General features: G+C 64.5%; 18 protein-coding genes. 2 read left to right on the top strand and 16 right to left on the bottom strand.

The window, feature by feature from the left end; all coding sequences use genetic code 11:
• The 13 genes from ACRDUX_RS07115 to ACRDUX_RS07055 form a co-directional block, all read right to left on the bottom strand.
• On the bottom strand, positions 1–265 hold a 265-nt coding region (locus ACRDUX_RS07115), incomplete at its 3' end, for a HypC/HybG/HupF family hydrogenase formation chaperone (RefSeq protein WP_526412360.1).
• A gap of 16 nt (positions 266–281) precedes the next feature.
• On the bottom strand, positions 282–2567 hold the full coding sequence (hypF, locus tag ACRDUX_RS07110; protein ID WP_526412358.1) for a carbamoyltransferase HypF: 2286 nt from the start codon (positions 2565–2567) through the stop codon (positions 282–284).
• Positions 2564–2830, bottom strand: coding sequence for a HypC/HybG/HupF family hydrogenase formation chaperone (locus ACRDUX_RS07105; RefSeq protein ID WP_526412356.1), 267 nt, complete (start codon positions 2828–2830; stop codon positions 2564–2566). Before ACRDUX_RS07105 ends, hypF begins: the two co-directional genes overlap by 4 nt.
• Positions 2831–2833: 3 nt before the next feature.
• Complete coding sequence (locus ACRDUX_RS07100; protein ID WP_526412354.1) at positions 2834–3334, bottom strand: hydrogenase maturation protease; 501 nt, start codon at positions 3332–3334, stop codon at positions 2834–2836.
• 19 nt (positions 3335–3353) lie between these two features.
• On the bottom strand, positions 3354–3473 hold the full coding sequence (locus ACRDUX_RS07095; RefSeq protein WP_526412362.1) for a DUF6893 family small protein: 120 nt from the start codon (positions 3471–3473) through the stop codon (positions 3354–3356).
• On the bottom strand, positions 3473–4849 hold the full coding sequence (locus tag ACRDUX_RS07090; RefSeq protein ID WP_526412352.1) for a hypothetical protein: 1377 nt from the start codon (positions 4847–4849) through the stop codon (positions 3473–3475). The genes ACRDUX_RS07095 and ACRDUX_RS07090 overlap by 1 nt, the downstream gene beginning before the upstream one ends.
• Positions 4846–5511 (bottom strand): DUF6084 family protein, encoded by a 666-nt coding sequence (locus ACRDUX_RS07085; protein ID WP_526412350.1) that lies wholly within the window; start codon positions 5509–5511, stop codon positions 4846–4848. Before ACRDUX_RS07085 ends, ACRDUX_RS07090 begins: the two co-directional genes overlap by 4 nt.
• 10 nt (positions 5512–5521) lie before the next feature.
• On the bottom strand, positions 5522–6172 hold the full coding sequence (locus tag ACRDUX_RS07080) for a DUF5947 family protein (protein ID WP_526412348.1): 651 nt from the start codon (positions 6170–6172) through the stop codon (positions 5522–5524).
• Positions 6172–7128: a NifU family protein gene (locus tag ACRDUX_RS07075; RefSeq protein ID WP_526412346.1), complete on the bottom strand. Its 957-nt coding sequence runs from the start codon at positions 7126–7128 to the stop codon at positions 6172–6174. Before ACRDUX_RS07075 ends, ACRDUX_RS07080 begins: the two co-directional genes overlap by 1 nt.
• A gap of 3 nt (positions 7129–7131) precedes the next feature.
• Positions 7132–8931: a nickel-dependent hydrogenase large subunit gene (locus ACRDUX_RS07070; RefSeq protein WP_526412344.1), complete on the bottom strand. Its 1800-nt coding sequence runs from the start codon at positions 8929–8931 to the stop codon at positions 7132–7134.
• A gap of 27 nt (positions 8932–8958) precedes the next feature.
• The gene (locus ACRDUX_RS07065; RefSeq protein ID WP_526412342.1) at positions 8959–10014 is read right to left on the bottom strand and encodes an NADH-quinone oxidoreductase subunit B family protein; all 1056 of its coding nucleotides are present in this window, start codon (positions 10012–10014) and stop codon (positions 8959–8961) included.
• A gap of 138 nt (positions 10015–10152) precedes the next feature.
• Positions 10153–10917 (bottom strand): hydrogenase nickel incorporation protein HypB, encoded by a 765-nt coding sequence (gene hypB, locus ACRDUX_RS07060; RefSeq protein ID WP_526412340.1) that lies wholly within the window; start codon positions 10915–10917, stop codon positions 10153–10155.
• Positions 10918–10919: 2 nt separating this feature from the next.
• Positions 10920–11249, bottom strand: coding sequence for a hydrogenase maturation nickel metallochaperone HypA/HybF (locus tag ACRDUX_RS07055; RefSeq protein ID WP_526412338.1), 330 nt, complete (start codon positions 11247–11249; stop codon positions 10920–10922).
• A gap of 277 nt (positions 11250–11526) precedes the next feature.
• Between ACRDUX_RS07055 and recA the strand changes: the two genes are divergently transcribed.
• Positions 11527–12579, top strand: a complete 1053-nt coding sequence (gene recA / locus ACRDUX_RS07050; protein ID WP_526412336.1) for a recombinase RecA — start codon at positions 11527–11529, stop codon at positions 12577–12579.
• The gene (gene recX / locus ACRDUX_RS07045; protein ID WP_526412334.1) at positions 12545–13105 is read left to right on the top strand and encodes a recombination regulator RecX; all 561 of its coding nucleotides are present in this window, start codon (positions 12545–12547) and stop codon (positions 13103–13105) included. The genes recA and recX overlap by 35 nt, the downstream gene beginning before the upstream one ends.
• Before the next feature lie 60 nt (positions 13106–13165).
• On the opposite strand, the gene ACRDUX_RS07040 is transcribed toward recX, so the two are convergent.
• The 3 genes from ACRDUX_RS07040 to ACRDUX_RS07030 all read right to left on the bottom strand — a co-directional run.
• Positions 13166–14053: an amino acid ABC transporter permease gene (locus ACRDUX_RS07040; protein ID WP_526412332.1), complete on the bottom strand. Its 888-nt coding sequence runs from the start codon at positions 14051–14053 to the stop codon at positions 13166–13168.
• Positions 14054–14084: 31 nt separating this feature from the next.
• Positions 14085–14765: an amino acid ABC transporter permease gene (locus ACRDUX_RS07035; RefSeq protein ID WP_526412330.1), complete on the bottom strand. Its 681-nt coding sequence runs from the start codon at positions 14763–14765 to the stop codon at positions 14085–14087.
• A 28-nt stretch (positions 14766–14793) separates the two neighbouring features.
• Positions 14794–15468: glutamate ABC transporter substrate-binding protein (locus ACRDUX_RS07030; RefSeq protein ID WP_526412328.1), on the bottom strand; the 675-nt coding region annotated here is incomplete at its 5' end.

The raw sequence follows: 15468 nt of genomic DNA, 5'->3' as shown, positions 1-15468 counted from the left end.
GTCTCGCCGCGATCTCGAAGCCGTCGCCGAACTCCTCGTTGAGCACGCCGAGATGCTCGAACTCGGCAAGGGTCCGGATCGCCGATTCCTCGTCGAGGCGCTGAATGGCGAAGCCCACGTGCACGACGACGTACTCTCCGACGGTCGCGTCGGGGATGTACTCCAGGCAGACGTCCTTCTGAATCCCGCCGAAATCGACGAGCGACATCAGAGTGCCGTCACGGTTCTCCAGACTCAGGATTCTTCCCGGAACCGCTAAACACATCGGCTTCCTCCTTCTCTCATCCCGCGTTACCCACCAACAGCTGACCGAGTGCAATGCCACCGTCGTTCGGCGGTACGCGACGGTGGGTGATGACGTTGAATCCCTTGGCCCGCAGTCCGGGTATGACCAGCCGGAGCAGAAGCGCGTTCTGGAACACACCGCCGGACAATGCGACGGTCTGGGCCCTCTCACGCACGTGCGCGGCGATGTCGACGATGACGTCGCCGACGGCCCGGTGGAACCGCGCGCCGATCATGGCCGTGGGCACGCCGGATCGGCGGTCGCTGATGACGGCTTCGAGCACCGGGGTCGGATCGATGAGGGTCGGCAGACCGCCGTCGCCGATGTCGAAGGCATACGCCGATGCGCCACAGTCGACGCCGCGGGACAGTCCCTCGAACTCGATGGCGGCCTGCGCTTCGTAGTCGGCGACGTGGCGGACCCCAGCGAGAGACGAAACCGCGTCGAACAGTCGGCCCATGCTCGACGTCGGCACACATCCGAAGCCGGTCTGCAGCTGGTGTGCCAGCACCCTTCGTTCGTCGGCCGAGCAGGCCGTGATGGGGGCCAGATCTTGCTCCCAGTCGATACCGGCCGCCCAGAGGTGTGCCAGCGCCATCCGGTAAGGACGATGAATGCTGACGTCGCCGCCGGGCAGCGGCACGTACTTCAGCTGCGCCATCCGGCGATAGCCCTTGTAGTTGGCCAGCAGCACCTCGCCGCCCCACACAGCGCCGTCGGTTCCGTAACCGGTTCCGTCGAAGGCGAACCCGAGCACCTCCTCGGACCCATCGCATCCGTTCTCAGCCATCACCGCGGCGATGTGGGCGTGGTGATGCTGCACGGAGCGGACGGTTCGTCCGTCGGCATTGCGTTCCGCCCACTCGGTGGACCGGTATCGCGGATGGGCGTCGGCCACCAGAACGTCTGGGCTGACACCGGTCAACGCGCAGAGGTGTGCCTGCGCGGAATCAAACGCCGACAGCGTGGCCAGATCGTCCATGTCTCCGATGTGCTGGCTCAGCCAGGCGTACCTGCCGTCCGCAACCGCCATCGTGTTCTTCAGGTCCGCCCCGACCGCGAGCGTGGGCGGTACCGCCACGGGCAACGCGATCGGCAACGGCGCGTATCCACGGGAGCGCCTGATTGGCAATTCGTCGCCGTCAACCACCCGCACTACGGAGTCGTCGCAAGGGACCAGGATGGCCCGGTCGTGCATCAGCCAGCCGTCGGCCAGGTGCGAAAGCCGCTCTAGCGCGTCATCGTCTGCGAAACAGATCGGCTCCCCGCCGAGGTTTCCCGAGGTCATCACGAGTGTCGTCGGTCCAGGCTCGTCGCCGGCGAACCCGAACAGCAGTGCGTGCAATGGTGCGTAGGCCACCATGACGCCGAGGTCGGGATTGCGCGGAGCCACGGCATCAGCCACTGCGGCGCTCTTACGGCGTGGCATCAGCACGATCGGTCGCTGCGCGCCGGACAACAGCCGCGCGACTCCTTCGTCGAACTCGGCGATGGAGTGCGCGGTCGCCAGGTCCGCCACCATCACCGCGAACGGCTTGTCCCCGCGTCGCTTTCGCTGACGAAGCTTCATGACCGCGGCGTCATTGCCTGCGTCACAGGCGAGGTGATACCCGCCGATACCCTTGACCGCGAGGATTCCGCCCTCCTGCAGCAGTCGCCGTGCGTCCAGCAGGGCGTGCTCGCCGTCGGTGGCGCACTCCGCGGTTCGGTAGGTCAGTGTGGGCCCGCAGTTGGGACAACACACGGGTTGAGCATGGAAACGTCGGTCTGCCGGGTCGGCGTATTCACGCGCGCACTCGGCGCACATGACGAACGACGACATCGTGGTGGTGGCGCGGTCGTAGGGAAGTGAACCGATGATCGTGAATCGGGGCCCGCAGTTGGTGCAGTTGACGAACGCGTGTCGGAAGCGCCGGTTGGCCGGATCACGCTGTTCAGTGGCGCATTCGTCACACATGGCCACATCGGGGGAAGCCAGGGTACGGCCTCCGGCTGAGAGCGACGTGTCGGCGATCTCGAAGCCAGTGCCGCCGACCACCGGGACATCTCGTGTGTCGATCGATTCGATGACTGCCAGTGGAGGTGGTTGCTCGCGTAACCGTGTGAGGAACTCCTCGATGGCGGCACTGTTGCCTTCCACCTCGACGATGGCGCCGGAGCTGTCATTGCGCACCGAGCCGGAAAGGCCAAGCGCGGCCGCGGAGGTGTAGACGAACGGCCGGAAACCCACGCCCTGAACGACGCCGCGCACGCAGGCCCGGAGCCTGCGCCTGCCGGTCACGGAACCGCCCCTGGGTCTTGGCTGGGGTCTTGGCCCCTGCCCATCATCTCAAGGCCGGCCATCGCCGCGTCGGCGCCTACCTTGTCGGTCTTCTCGACGACGAATCCCATGTGGATGATCACCCAGTCGCCTGCGCTGAACGTCTCCTCGGGCAGCATCCCGATGTTCACCTTGCGGTTCTCGCCGGCGACGTTGACGAGGGCAAGCTGATCCCCATAACCCTCGAGCATGCCGACGACCTGTCCTGGAATTCCTAGACACATGACTCAGCCCCCCGAAGAACTGGTCGGCGCCGCCGTGCAGGCAGCGAGATCGGCGAGCACGTCGTTGAGCGCCGCCAAAGCTCCCGGCACCGCCGCGGCCACGGACTCCGACAGGCCCATGCCCTCGTCGACGTTCAGCACTTCGCAGCCGATGACGATCGTCTGTGGCGCAGTGCCGCCCAGCGCGGTGAGCGTGGCGAACACGGCAGCCGGATCCATGCTGTGTGCCTCGAGGCCGGCAGTGGCCGAAAGGGTTGCGTGGTCCGCCTCGAAGACGTGAAGTGTGCCGGGTGCCCCACGATTGGGCAACGCGTCGACGAGAACGAGTGCGCGCCACTCCTCGAGGAGGTCGTATGCGAGGTGCATGCCCCTGATGCCGTAGTCCACGGGATGCACGTCGGTCCTGGTTGGCTGCGCGACGACATGGCGCATCACCTCGGATCCGAAACCATCGTCTCCGAGGAAGATGTTGCCGATTCCGGCGACCAGGATGCGGGGTGTCATCTGGTTGACGAACTCCGGACTACATATTCCGAATCTTCATGTATCGCCTCACGTCCGGAATGGAACGGAGCCCGACGAGGACTCCTCCCACTACGACAACAACGACGACACCCGTTGCTACCCAACCGACTACATCCATCATGAACTCCTATCTGGGCTGACTACTCTTGCGTCGAGCGGTTCGACTTCGTCCGGCGCGAAGTACAGATATCGGCCGTACGAGTCGGGCATCTCGACGTCTGGATCGTCCTCGACGATGACGCCGACGTACTGTTCGCCGTCGACGTCCTCGTGAACGGAGGTGACTCGGGCCGACTTGCCCGTGAAGAAGATGTCCTGGGCGTCGGCGCGGCGGTTCGGCTTCAATCGAACCCTGCTGCCTGCCGACACCCGCACGCCGTTCACCAGAACGGCATCGACGTCGGGCCGTACCGATTTGTCGGCCAATGGATCCCACCAGTCGACGCCATCGGGGATCTCCGGGATCAGACCTGCGGACCGCATCTGATCGTCCAGATTGTCGCGCACGGAGCTGCCTGCGTGGGGATTGCGCAATATCCCGTGTAACTGCTGCATGGCCTCCGGCGACATGGTGTCGCACCGGTCGATGATCTGGGCGGCCAGTGGATCGGTGGCCCGGGCCTGCGCCTTCTCCTCATCGGTCATCGTCATCACCCGAAGGGTGAGGATCTCGTCGATCTCGCATGAGTCGTAGAGCGCCCCGCCGCTCTGTTCAGCGATTTCGGGATGGTCGTAGAGGATGATCGGCGAAATCAGCAGCAGATCGTGTTCGCCGGGGCGCCCCGCCAGCACGGGGAAGCACCGGTGCTGGCTGCACCGCGATACCGGGCCAGTCGCCGAGTCGGGCGGTTCGAGAAGGGAAACGAATTCCCCGCCAACCACTTCCGCGATGACATGGGTGCCGATCATGGATGTGGCGATGGCGGCATCCCTGTCCGCCGGGGTCGAACCGGTGTTGCGGACCGACACACTGACACGATTCAGGCTCTCATCTTGCTCGACGGCGATGGTCAACTCGGCCTGGATCGCAGCCCGCCTGCGAATGAGCCGACCGCCATCGACGTACTCCGTGTCCAAGCCTTCGGCGACGGTGACCGGCAGCATCCGCGATTGCACGAGGTCGGCGGTCGCGAAGGGGCCGAAGGACAATTCACACTCGACTGCTTCGTCCCAGGTGACCCACGACTGCAGTCCGCTGGACAGTTCGTCGACGGGCATGAACCCTTGGTTACCGCCGTCGCGTTCGGCGCGACGGTGCTGCAGCTGCAGGAATCGCACGACGAGAGTCAACTCGCCGTCACCGTCGACCAGGAACTGGGCCGAAATCGTGTCGTCCTCGCCGAGGCAGGCAGCATACGCGCCGGGCGGGCCCACCACACCGAACTGCCAACGGGATTGGTTCTTGCTGGACGAGGCCCGGTAGGGGTAAAGCAGGTACCCCTCGTAGAGCACCGCATCGGCGATGGCGCGGGCCCGGTCCCAGGTGGCCTTCATCGGACCTGCTCCGGCTCGACTTGCGGTACCGAGAGTCGAGGCGCCTCGGCCAGCAGCGTCGTGACGACGTCCTCGAAGTCGAGCATTCCGCGCGCCGACTTGTAGGCGGCCAGCGCAGAGACGGTGTCGTGACTCAGTCGTACCCAACCGGCGCTGGGATAGTGAAGCCGGACCAGGTCGTTCCACACCGTCACGGGCATTTCGTGTTGGGCTTCGCATTCCCATGACACCTGGCGTACCGAGAACCCGCGTTCACCCTGGACGAAAACCGTTCCGCTGAAGAGAAACAGCAGTGGAACGGTGCCGTCGCGCAAGGCGTGCAGATACTTGGACGCCGTGACCTCGAAGTCGTAGGTGCACTCCAGCGGCATCGTGATCTCGCATGTGCCGGCGAATCCCTGCACCATCGCGGTGCTGTGCTGCCAGAGAAACGTGCGTTGAGTGTTCACCCATCGCTCACGGGGCCCGAAAAGGTCGATCAGACCTGCCGCCTCCTCGTCGGAGTAGGGCCGTCGCAGCGGCTCGATCCGAAGCTGGCACCGCAGTGCGATGGCCTGGATCGGTTCGTCGTCTGCCGTGATGCCGATGCGCGCAATCAGTCGAGGCGTGACCGAGAACTGTTCTGCGGTCACGTCCCAGACGGTGAACGTCAGCTCGCTCACCCAGGCCCCTTCATGTGGTGGCCACCTTGCTCCGCTCCTTGATGCGGTCGAAGAACTCATCGACGAACCCACGAACCTCTTGGCCACCGTCGAAGCCCCGCCACAACATTCGCAGTCTGCCCACGAACTCATAACAGGCATCGATGGGCACCAGGTAGCACTCGGCTGCGGCGTTGAGTTCGGGATCGGCGTGTTCTCGATCGGGTACGCGCACCAGCAGCGCTTCGACGTCGTCGGCGAGTAATCTCAGTCGGGTATCGGCACCGCTGATGGTGCTCCAGGCGTCGAGGTCCAGTTCGGACTCGGTGGCACCTGCCGGGCCAGGGTAGAAGGCGACCGTCTTGTCCATCTCCGAGTTGCGGAAGAAGAACGCCAGCCCGACGGGTATCTGCAGGGCTTCCCACGCGCGCCGGTCCAGCGTGAAGTCTCCGAACGTGAGGTAGCGATCGGGCACCGCCCGATACCTCAGCTTCGCGTGGGGGTCGGAGAACAACAGGTAGCAGCCACGGCAGGTGCACATCAGCTGCCGTGCCGCGACATTGACGACGTGCTGATGTTCGTCGGCGATCTGCTCGGCGCACATCTCGCAGCGCTCACCCGCCTGCTGCACGGGTCGCTTGTTGGCCCGGATCCGTGCCAATACGTCGTATGCGCCCGCCATCACATCACCCCGGTGGCCTCGGCGAGCACGGCGACCGACAGCACGCCGTCGCGACGGAGCAGGGGGATCGGATCGAGATGACTCGCGGCGTCGGCTGAGTCGTCCATGCCCGCGCCCGCGTGCACTGCGTCGAAATGGGCGCCGCAGCGCGGACAACGCAGCACGGCCTGCCCGATCGATGCGCCCATCGGGCGATGTAGTGCCGCGCCCGCCAGCGACTCGTCGCAGCTGCCGCACCTATCGTGGTAAGCGAATAATTCGTCGCCGACGCGGCAGGCCAGGATCGGCACCCCGGCAACCAGGAACCCGCCGACCTCGCCGGGCCCAAGATCCCCGACGTCGGGAACCGGATACCAGGCGGCACCAGCGGTGTCCTTGGTATGGACGCGGCTCATCAGCGAATCGACCGAGATCAGCCCCGACGACGCCGCGGTCGAGGAATCCAGCTCCGCGGCCACGACTTCGATCGTGGCGATCTCGGGTGCGGCTGCACGGACGGCGTCCTCTACGGCGAACTCAAGGGTGACCGCCGACGACGGGCAGCTCTTGCAACTGCCTGCGAACTGCAGGCGAACGACATCGTCCTTCACCTCCAGTAGCGTGACGTCGCCACCATGCGAGCCGAGATAGGGGCGGACGCTATCTAGCGCGTCCTCGATTCTGCGTTCCACACCGTGTGGATGCAGGCCGTGGACCAGCATGAGGCTGGCCACCAAATCGTCGGCCACGAACCGGCCGACCAAATCGGGGACAACCTCGGCCGTGATGGCGACGATTCGTTCGAGCGCCGCACCGTACAGTTCCGTCAGCTCAGCCGCGAGTTGCTCGGTCCGTTCGCGCACGACCGTGCCGCTGCCCGCGCTGGCGTCCAGCAGGGTCTGGATGCGATCGCCTGCGGTGCGCCATTGCATGTCGTCGTGGAGTGCCTCCGGGCCTTGGTGTCCTGTCGAGGCCATGTATCACTCCCCAGTGACGGACTGGGTGGGCGAGTGCAGTTTCTCGATCGTCTTCCCGTCACCCAGGTACATGTGTACTCCGCATGGCAGGCAGGGGTCGAAGCTACGGACCGTCCGCATGATGTCGATGCCCTTGAAGTTCTCGCGATCGTTCTCCTCGAAGATCGGTTGGCCCTGCACGGCATCCTCGTACGGGCCCGGAGTTCCGTAGGTGTCGCGCGGGTTGGCGTTCCACGGGGTGGGCGGATACGGATGGTAGTTCGCGATCTTGCCGTCCCGAATCACCATGTGGTGGCTGAGAACTCCGCGGACCGCCTCGGTGAAGCCGCAACCGATGGCTTCGTCCGGCACGGTGAACTTCTCCCACGTCTTGGTACGGCCCGCACGGATCTCGACCAGTGCCTGCTCGGCGAAGTGCAGCGCACATGCCGCCGCGTACGCCTGGAAGTAGGTCCTGGCCCGGTTGCGCTCGATGGTGTTGCTGCCGTGTTCGGGGATCTTCCACTCGAAGGAGACCGGACCCTTGAGCGCGGTCTTCGGCAGGTTGATCTGCACGCTGTGACCGGTGGACACGACGTAGCCGTCGGCGTTGACGAGACCGGCCAGCGCTGTCGACCACAACCGGGCGAGCGGACCGCCGCCGGTGTCCAGGGCCAGGTGGTCCTTCCCGTCGAACCAGCGCGGCGACATGACCCAGCTGTACTTGTCGTCCATGTCGCGCTTCTGCGGCTTGGGGTTGGTGTGCTGATTCCACGGATGGCGCCTGTCGACCGGGTTGCCCAGCGGATCGTTCTTGACGAACATCTCCTGGTCGGTCCAGTCGTCGTAGTAGCTGCTGCCCAACAGGATTCGGATGCCGAGGTTGATGTCGACCAGCGAATGGGTGACGAGCTTGCCGTCCACCACCACGCCGGGCGTGACGAACATCTTGTTGCCCCACATCTCCATGTCCTTATAGGAGAAGTTGCAGTACTCGGGGTCCTGGAAGGAGCCCCAGCACCCCAACAGGGTCCGCCGTAGGCCGACCTTCTCGTAGCCGGGGAGGGCCTCGTAGAAGAAGTCGAAGAGATCGTCGTGCATCGGCACGACCTTCTTCATGAACTCGACGTAGCGCATCAGCCGGGTGATGTAGTCGGTCATCAGCTGGATGGTGGCGACGGTGCCGACACCGCCTGGGTACAGCGTCGAGGGATGCACGTGGCGCCCCTCCATCAGACAGAACATCTCCCGCGTCCAGCGGCTCACCACCAGTGCCTCACGGTAGAACTCACCGGTGAATGGGTTGAGGGCGCGCATGATGTCGGCGATGGTGCGGTAGCCGTGCGCCTCGGAGCGCGGGGCAACGGTGTTCTCAGCCTTGGCCAACACGCTCGGGTTGGTCTCCGAGACCATCTTCTCGCAGTAGTCGACGCCGACCAGATTCTCTTGAAAGATGTTGTGGTCGAACATGTATTCCGCGGCTTCACCAAGGTTGACGATCCACTCGCCCAGGTTGGGCGGCTTTACGCCGTAAGCCATGTTCTGCGTGTAGCACGAGCAGGTGGCGTGATTGTCGCCGCAGATTCCGCAGATGCGACTCGTGATGAAGTGCGCGTCGCGGGGATCCTTGCCCTTCATGAAGATCGAGTAGCCGCGGAAGATCGACGACGTGCTGTGGCACTCCACCACTTCGCGGTTCTCGAAGTCGATCTTGGTGTAGATGCCGAGGCTGCCGACGATCCGGGTGATCGGATCCCACGACATGTCGACGAGGGTGCGCGGATCCTTCTTGGTGTGTTGAGGTCCGGGGACGGTCGTTGTCATTGAATTGGCCTCCTGTGCGAAGTGCACCTACCAGGTGCGCTTCGCTCCTGTCGTCAGTTCCCTGCCCGAATGGCGCCACTTCGGCTCTTTGTCCACGGTCTTTCCGGTGATGTGGCGCAGATTGCGAATCACCGACCCGTACAGACCCGACGCGGTCGTCGAGATCTTGCCGCCGGGGGGCTCATCCATGAAGGGCATGAACTTGTCCGGGAAGCCAGGCATCGTGCATCCGATGCAGATACCGCCGACGTTCGGGCAACCGCCGACGCCGTTGATCCAGCCGCGTTTGGGCACGTTGCACTTCACGACCGGACCCCAACAGCCCAGCTTGACAATGCATTTCGGCGACCCGTACTCCGTCGCGAAATCGCCCTGCTCGTAGTAACCGGCTCGGTCGCACCCCTCGTGCACGGTGTTGCCGAACAGCCATTGGGGTCGCAACGCCTCGTCGAGTGGGATCATCGGCGCCTGGCCGGTGGCCATGTACAGCAGGTACGTCAACGTCTCGGAAAGGTTGTCTCCCTGAATGGGGCAGCCGGGCACACAGACGATCGGAATGCCTGCCTTGCTCTTCCACTCCCAACCCAGATAGTCCGGCACACCCATTGCGCCGGTCGGGTTGCCCGCCATCGCGTGGATACCGCCATACGTCGCGCAGGTACCGACGGCCACGATCGCGGTTGCCTTCGGGGCGAGCCGGTCCAGCCATTCACTGGTGGTGATCGGCTGGTTGGTCGCCGGATCGTTGCCGAACCCGCACCAGTACCCCTCGTCGTGCAGGTTCTCGTTGGGGATCGACCCCTCGACGACCAGTACGAACGGTTCCAGCTCGCCGCGGTCGGCCTTGAAGAACCATTCGAGGAAGTCGTCGGCGCCGCCCGCGGGTCCGCATTCGAAGTCGATGAGCGGCCAATGCACCGCGACTTGGGGCAGGCCGGGTAGCGCACCGAGCGCAATCTCCTCGATGCTGGGTTGGGTGGCGCCTGTCAATGCCACGGAATCGCCGTCACAACTCAGTCCGGCGTTGATCCACAGAACGTGGATGAGAGTCTTTTCCGCTTTTATGGCAGCTTCAGTTGGCATGCTGCAGCTTTCCGGGACCGGGCTGGGGTTCCCTACGGCGCAGGAGTCGCCCTTCGGCCCACTTGCGCGTCGCTGGTTCTCGGTTTACCCCCGGCAGAATGTCTTGTCAACGGAAGAATGTGACATTCGTCATTACGTTTAAGTCTTGACGAGATCGTCAATCCACTGGTGCCAAAACTCGAGGCCCTCGCCCGTCGTCGCCGACACGGGGAGTATCTGAAGGCGTGGGTTTATCGACCTGGCGTTGGCCGCGCAGACGTCGAGATCGAAGTCCACATAGGGCAGTAAGTCGATCTTGTTGATCAGGACGAGCTCGGCCGCGGCGAACATGTGCGGGTACTTCAGAGGCTTGTCTGCGCCCTCGGTGACCGAGATGACTACCACCATCCCGCGCTCACCGAGATCGAAAAGTGCTGGGCAGACCAGATTCCCGACGTTCTCGATGAAGAGAAGGGTTCCTGGTTCGGGGTCGAGCGTCTCCAATGCGCGACGCACCATGTCCGCGTCGAGATGGCATCCCGCACCTGTATTGACCTGAACCGCCCGGCATCCGGTGGCCCGGATTCGCTCGGCGTCGAGCAGCGTTTCCTGGTCGCCTTCGATGACGGCGATGGGTCGGCGACCATCGAGACTCCGGATCGTGCGCTCCAGGAGTGTGGTCTTGCCCGCTCCAGGTGAGCTGGTGAGGTTGATGGCCACGATGTCGTGTTGGGCGAGCGACTCCCGGTTCTGTTCGGCAAGTCGGTCGTTCTTCGCCAGAACCCTTTGCTCAAGCGTGATGGTCTGGTGAGCACCGTCGTGCGGGTGGTCGTGCGGGTGGTCGTGTGGGTGGTCGTGCGGGTGAGTTTCGCCGGCGAGAGTGATGGTCGCACCGTCTTCACCGCAGCCGCAGGTCGCGCACATGATCAGCTCACTTCCATTGAAAGGATCTTCAAGTCCCGTCCGGTCAGCACCTCGACATCGGCACTGCCGCAGGGGCATAACAGAATCAAGTCGGTCAACTCGAAGTTTGCGTCGCAGCTGCGGCAGCGGGCCGCGCCTGGGCGTATGTCGAGGTCCAGTCGCGCACCAACGGCGACGGTTCCCTGAGTCGCCAGATCGAAGCAGAACGTCATGGCGTCGGGCACCACGGCACACAAAGCGCCGACCTCCACCTTGACGCTGTGCACGCGGCGACCGGCGGCGTGCTCGCACACCGCTTCGACGACACTCTGTGTCAACGCCATCTCGTGCATGTCCGCCCCACTCCGGGCCCCGATGACCCCACGATAGGTCGACTGCGCGTCGCGGGGGGAGCAGACGCTGGATTCTCCGTGCGGCAGCAGCCCCGGAATTCTGCGCCTCTCCAGCTATCGGCGTGTCAACTTGAATCGAACAGGTGTTCGTCTACTGTGGGCAGTGTTCGACGGATGAACGCCGGTCAGGCCGACTTGTCGGTACCGACCTCTACCGTCACCGCCAACTGATCGAACACTCGATCAACCGGACACCAAGAGGACGGAGACCACCACCATGGCGCAAGCCCCAGATCGCGAGAAGGCCCTCGAGCTGGCTCTCGCACAGATCGAGAAGAGTCACGGCAAGGGATCGGTGATGCGACTCGGTGACGAGGTCCGTCAACCGATCTCGGTCATCCCCACCGGATCGATCGCACTGGACGTGGCGCTCGGCATCGGCGGGTTGCCGCGCGGCCGGGTCGTCGAGATATACGGCCCGGAGTCCTCGGGTAAGACCACCGTGGCACTCCACGCGGTCGCCAATGCGCAGGCCGCAGGCGGCATCGCGGCGTTCATCGACGCCGAGCACGCGCTGGATCCCGACTACGCCAAGAAGCTCGGCGTGGACACCGACTCGCTGCTGGTGTCCCAGCCCGATACCGGTGAGCAGGCACTCGAGATCGCCGACATGCTGATCCGGTCCGGCGCCCTGGACATCCTGGTCATCGACTCGGTGGCGGCGCTGGTGCCCCGCGCCGAGATCGAGGGCGAGATGGGCGACAGTCACGTCGGTCTGCAAGCCCGGCTGATGAGCCAGGCGCTGCGCAAGATCACCGGCGCCCTGAGCAACTCGAACACCACCGCGATCTTCATCAACCAGCTCCGCGAGAAGATCGGCGTGATGTTCGGCTCACCCGAGACCACCACGGGCGGTAAGGCGTTGAAGTTCTACGCCTCGATCCGCCTCGACGTGCGGCGCATCGAGACGCTCAAGGACGGCACCGACGCGGTCGGCAACCGTACCCGCTGCAAGGTCGTCAAGAACAAGATGGCACCGCCGTTCAAGCAGGCCGAGTTCGACATCCTGTACGGCAGGGGCATCTCCAAGGAGGGCTCGCTCATCGACATGGGTGTCGAGCACGGCTTCGTCCGCAAGTCCGGCTCCTGGTTCACCTACGAGGGTGAGCAGCTGGGCCAGGGCAAGGAGAACGCCCGCAACTTCCTGATCGAGAACCCCGATACGGCCGCCGAGATCGAGAAGAAGATCAAGGAGAAACTCGGCATTGGCGCCGTGCTGACCGAAGACTCCAGCGATGACAAAGCCCTGCCCGTCCCAGTCGACTTCTGAGTCGGAGGACGCAGGCGAGCCCGAGGCCACGTCGGCCTCCCGCGAGGAGCAGGCGCGGGCATTGTGCCTGCGCCTGCTCACCGCACGGGCGCGAACTCGGGCCGAGCTGGCCGCTCAGCTGACCAAGCGGGGCTATCCCGACGACGTCAGCACCCGGGTACTGGATCGGCTGACCGACGTCGGGTTGGTGGACGACCGTGACTTCGCCGAACAATGGGTGCGCTCGCGCCACGCGAACGCAGGCAAGGGTAAACGCGCCCTGGCTTCGGAGTTGCGCACCAAGGGCATCGACGACGAGACGATCGTCGAAGCACTTGCCGACGTCGACTCCGACGCCGAGCGGGTCCGTGCCGAGCAACTGGTCGCCGACAAGCTGCGTCGCGAACGCCTCACCGATGACACCGACGACGTCAAGGTGGCGCGCAGGCTCGTCGGCATGCTCGCTCGTCGCGGCTACCACCAGTCGATGGCCTTCGACGTCGTGAAGGTGGCATTGGCCAGCGAACGGGAACGCAGGCAGGTCTAGCCGTCGAAGTCAGTCGACGGGCTGACCGTGCGCCACGCTGCCTGATCGCGGGCGGGAGGCCTAGATTGTGCCCCCGGCACCCGCACCGAACGAGCCCCGCGTGACCGGCGCGGCGGGCATGGGCTCCGGCCCGCGCTTCGAACGGCGCAACCGGCCCTCGAGCCAGGTCGCGAGGGCGCCGAGGCCGAAGTTCACGCAGATCATCAGGATGGCGATCACGATCAGCGCGGGAACGTAGTTGCCGTATGCCGATCCCACCTGCGTGCCTTGGCGCACCATTTCGAGGAAGGTGATCTGGTAGCCGATGGCGGTGTCCTTCAGGACCACCACCATCTGTGACACCAGCACCGGCAGCATCGACGTGACCGCCTGCGGAAGCAGGATCGAGCGCATGATCTGGCCCCAGCGCAGACCCAGCGCCTCGGCAGCCTCGGACTGTCCGCGGGGGAGCGCGTTCACGCCCGCGCGGACGATCTCGGCGATCACCGCGCCGTTGTAGAGCGTCAAACCCGTGATGACACCCGCCAGCGCAAGGTATTTGGACGGGAGGACGTCATACGTGGCGTAGAGGAAGTACGCGAAGATCATCATGACCAGCACGGGCACGGCGCGGAAGAACTCGACGATCACCGAGCACGTCCACCGAATTCCGTTGTGGTGGGAAAGCCGGCCCACGCCCAGCACGAAGCCCAGGAGCATGGCCAGCACGATCGATACCGCCGCCGCCGTCAAGGTGCCCTGCACACCCGGCAGGATGTAGGTCTTCCAGAGGTTGCCCGTGAGGAAGGGCTCCCACTTGGCTGCCGTCAACTGGCCCTTGCTCTCCAAACGCGAGTAGACCACCCACGCCACGATCAGCGCCAACACCAACGTGACCGCGGTGATCGCGCGGTTGCGTATCCGCGCGCGTGCTCCCGGCGCGTCGAAGAGAACCGATGCGCCGCTCATCGGGATCCTCTGTTCTTCGCACAAGCGCTCATCACCGTGCTACCGCCAATCGCTTGCCGAGCCAACCGAAGAGCAACCCCAGCGGCAGTGTCAGAATGATGAAGCCCAGTGCGAAGATCGCCCCGATGGTGGCCAGCGCGGCCGTGTTCTCGATCATCTCCTTCATCAGCAACGCGGCCTCGGCGACCCCGATGGCCGAGGCGATCGTGGTGTTCTTCGTCAACGCGATCAGTACCGAACCCAGGGGGATGAGCACTGCGCGAAATGCCTGCGGCAGTAGCACCACTCGCAGATTCTGGCCGAACGTCAGACCCAGCGACCTGGCAGCCTCGGCCTGTCCGAGGGGCACGGTGTTGACCCCGGCACGGACCGTCTCGCACACGAATGCCGCGGTGTAGACCGTCAGCCCGAGCACCGCCAAGCGGAAGTTGCTGTCCTCGATCGACGTCACGGACTGTGAATCGACCAACGTGATGCCCAGCGTCTGAGCCAGGCCGAACGAACAGAACAGGATGATCAGGGTCAACGGCGTATTGCGCACCACGTTGACGTACGCGGTGCCGAGCCAGTTGAGCATCGGCACCGGTGCCAGCCGCATCGCGGCCAGCACCGTGCCGAGGATCAGTGCTCCGACGGCTGAGTACACCGTCAACTGGATCGTGGTCCAGAACGCCTCGAAGATCTGGTCCCGGTATTCGGAGAAGATCTCCACTGGGTCTCCGCCTCGCTAGCGCTCTAGGTCACTTGTCCAGCGCCGGCGGCGGCGGCGTCGGAATGCCTGCGGGCCCGAGGTTCTTCTCGAAGGCCTTGGCCCAGTCGCCGTCGGCCTCCATCTTGGTGATGGCGTCGTTGATCTTGGTCTGCAGTTCGGTGTCGTCCTTCTTCAGTCCGATGCCGTAGTTCTCCACGGTGAACGGCTTGCCGACGATCTTGAAGATTCCCGGGCTCTGCGCGGCGTAGCCGGCGAGGATCACCTCGTCGGTGGTGACCGCGTCGACCGCGCCGTTCTTCAAAGCCTCGATGCAGGCCGAATACGTGTCGTACTGCTGCAGCTGCACACCGGGGTACTTGTCCTTGATGTTCTGCGCGGGCGTCGAGCCCGACACCGAGCACAGCTTCTTGTTGTTCTGCAGGGACTCGGCGCCCGTGATGTCGGTGTTGTCGGCCTTGACCAGCAGGCTCTGGCCCGTCACCAGGTACGGCCCCGCGAAGGACACCTTTTCCTTGCGCGCGTCGGTGATGGAGTACGTCGCCGCGATGAACTTGACCTGATCGTTCTGGATCAGCGTCTCGCGCTGCGCGGACGGTGATTCCTTCCACTCGATCTTGTCGGGGGTGAAGCCGAGCTGTCCGGCGACGTAGGTGGCGACGTCGACGTCGAAGCCGCTCATCGTCCCGTCCGGGTTCTTCAACCC

This window comes from Mycobacterium sp., assembly GCF_050701675.1.
Classification (GTDB): Bacteria; Actinomycetota; Actinomycetes; order Mycobacteriales; family Mycobacteriaceae; genus Mycobacterium.
This window is presented reverse-complemented; position numbering and strand designations above follow the sequence as displayed.

Excerpts from the sequence above, each read along its gene's own strand:
- ACRDUX_RS07070 (WP_526412344.1), bottom strand. The coding sequence starts at position 8,931 with ATGACAACGACCGTCCCCGGACCTCAACACACCAAGAAGGATCCGCGC.
- ACRDUX_RS07055 (WP_526412338.1), bottom strand. The coding sequence starts at position 11,249 with ATGCACGAGATGGCGTTGACACAGAGTGTCGTCGAAGCGGTGTGCGAG.
- ACRDUX_RS07095 (WP_526412362.1), bottom strand. The coding sequence starts at position 3,473 with ATGGATGTAGTCGGTTGGGTAGCAACGGGTGTCGTCGTTGTTGTCGTA.
- hypB (WP_526412340.1), bottom strand. The coding sequence starts at position 10,917 with ATGTGCGCGACCTGCGGCTGCGGTGAAGACGGTGCGACCATCACTCTC.
- ACRDUX_RS07105 (WP_526412356.1), bottom strand. The coding sequence starts at position 2,830 with ATGTGTCTAGGAATTCCAGGACAGGTCGTCGGCATGCTCGAGGGTTAT.
- ACRDUX_RS07040 (WP_526412332.1), bottom strand. The coding sequence starts at position 14,053 with ATGAGCGGCGCATCGGTTCTCTTCGACGCGCCGGGAGCACGCGCGCGG.
- recA (WP_526412336.1), top strand. The coding sequence starts at position 11,527 with ATGGCGCAAGCCCCAGATCGCGAGAAGGCCCTCGAGCTGGCTCTCGCA.
- recX (WP_526412334.1), top strand. The coding sequence starts at position 12,545 with ATGACAAAGCCCTGCCCGTCCCAGTCGACTTCTGAGTCGGAGGACGCA.
- ACRDUX_RS07090 (WP_526412352.1), bottom strand. The coding sequence starts at position 4,849 with ATGAAGGCCACCTGGGACCGGGCCCGCGCCATCGCCGATGCGGTGCTC.
- ACRDUX_RS07065 (WP_526412342.1), bottom strand. The coding sequence starts at position 10,014 with ATGCCAACTGAAGCTGCCATAAAAGCGGAAAAGACTCTCATCCACGTT.
- ACRDUX_RS07080 (WP_526412348.1), bottom strand. The coding sequence starts at position 6,172 with ATGGCGGGCGCATACGACGTATTGGCACGGATCCGGGCCAACAAGCGA.
- ACRDUX_RS07100 (WP_526412354.1), bottom strand. The coding sequence starts at position 3,334 with ATGACACCCCGCATCCTGGTCGCCGGAATCGGCAACATCTTCCTCGGA.
- ACRDUX_RS07075 (WP_526412346.1), bottom strand. The coding sequence starts at position 7,128 with ATGGCCTCGACAGGACACCAAGGCCCGGAGGCACTCCACGACGACATG.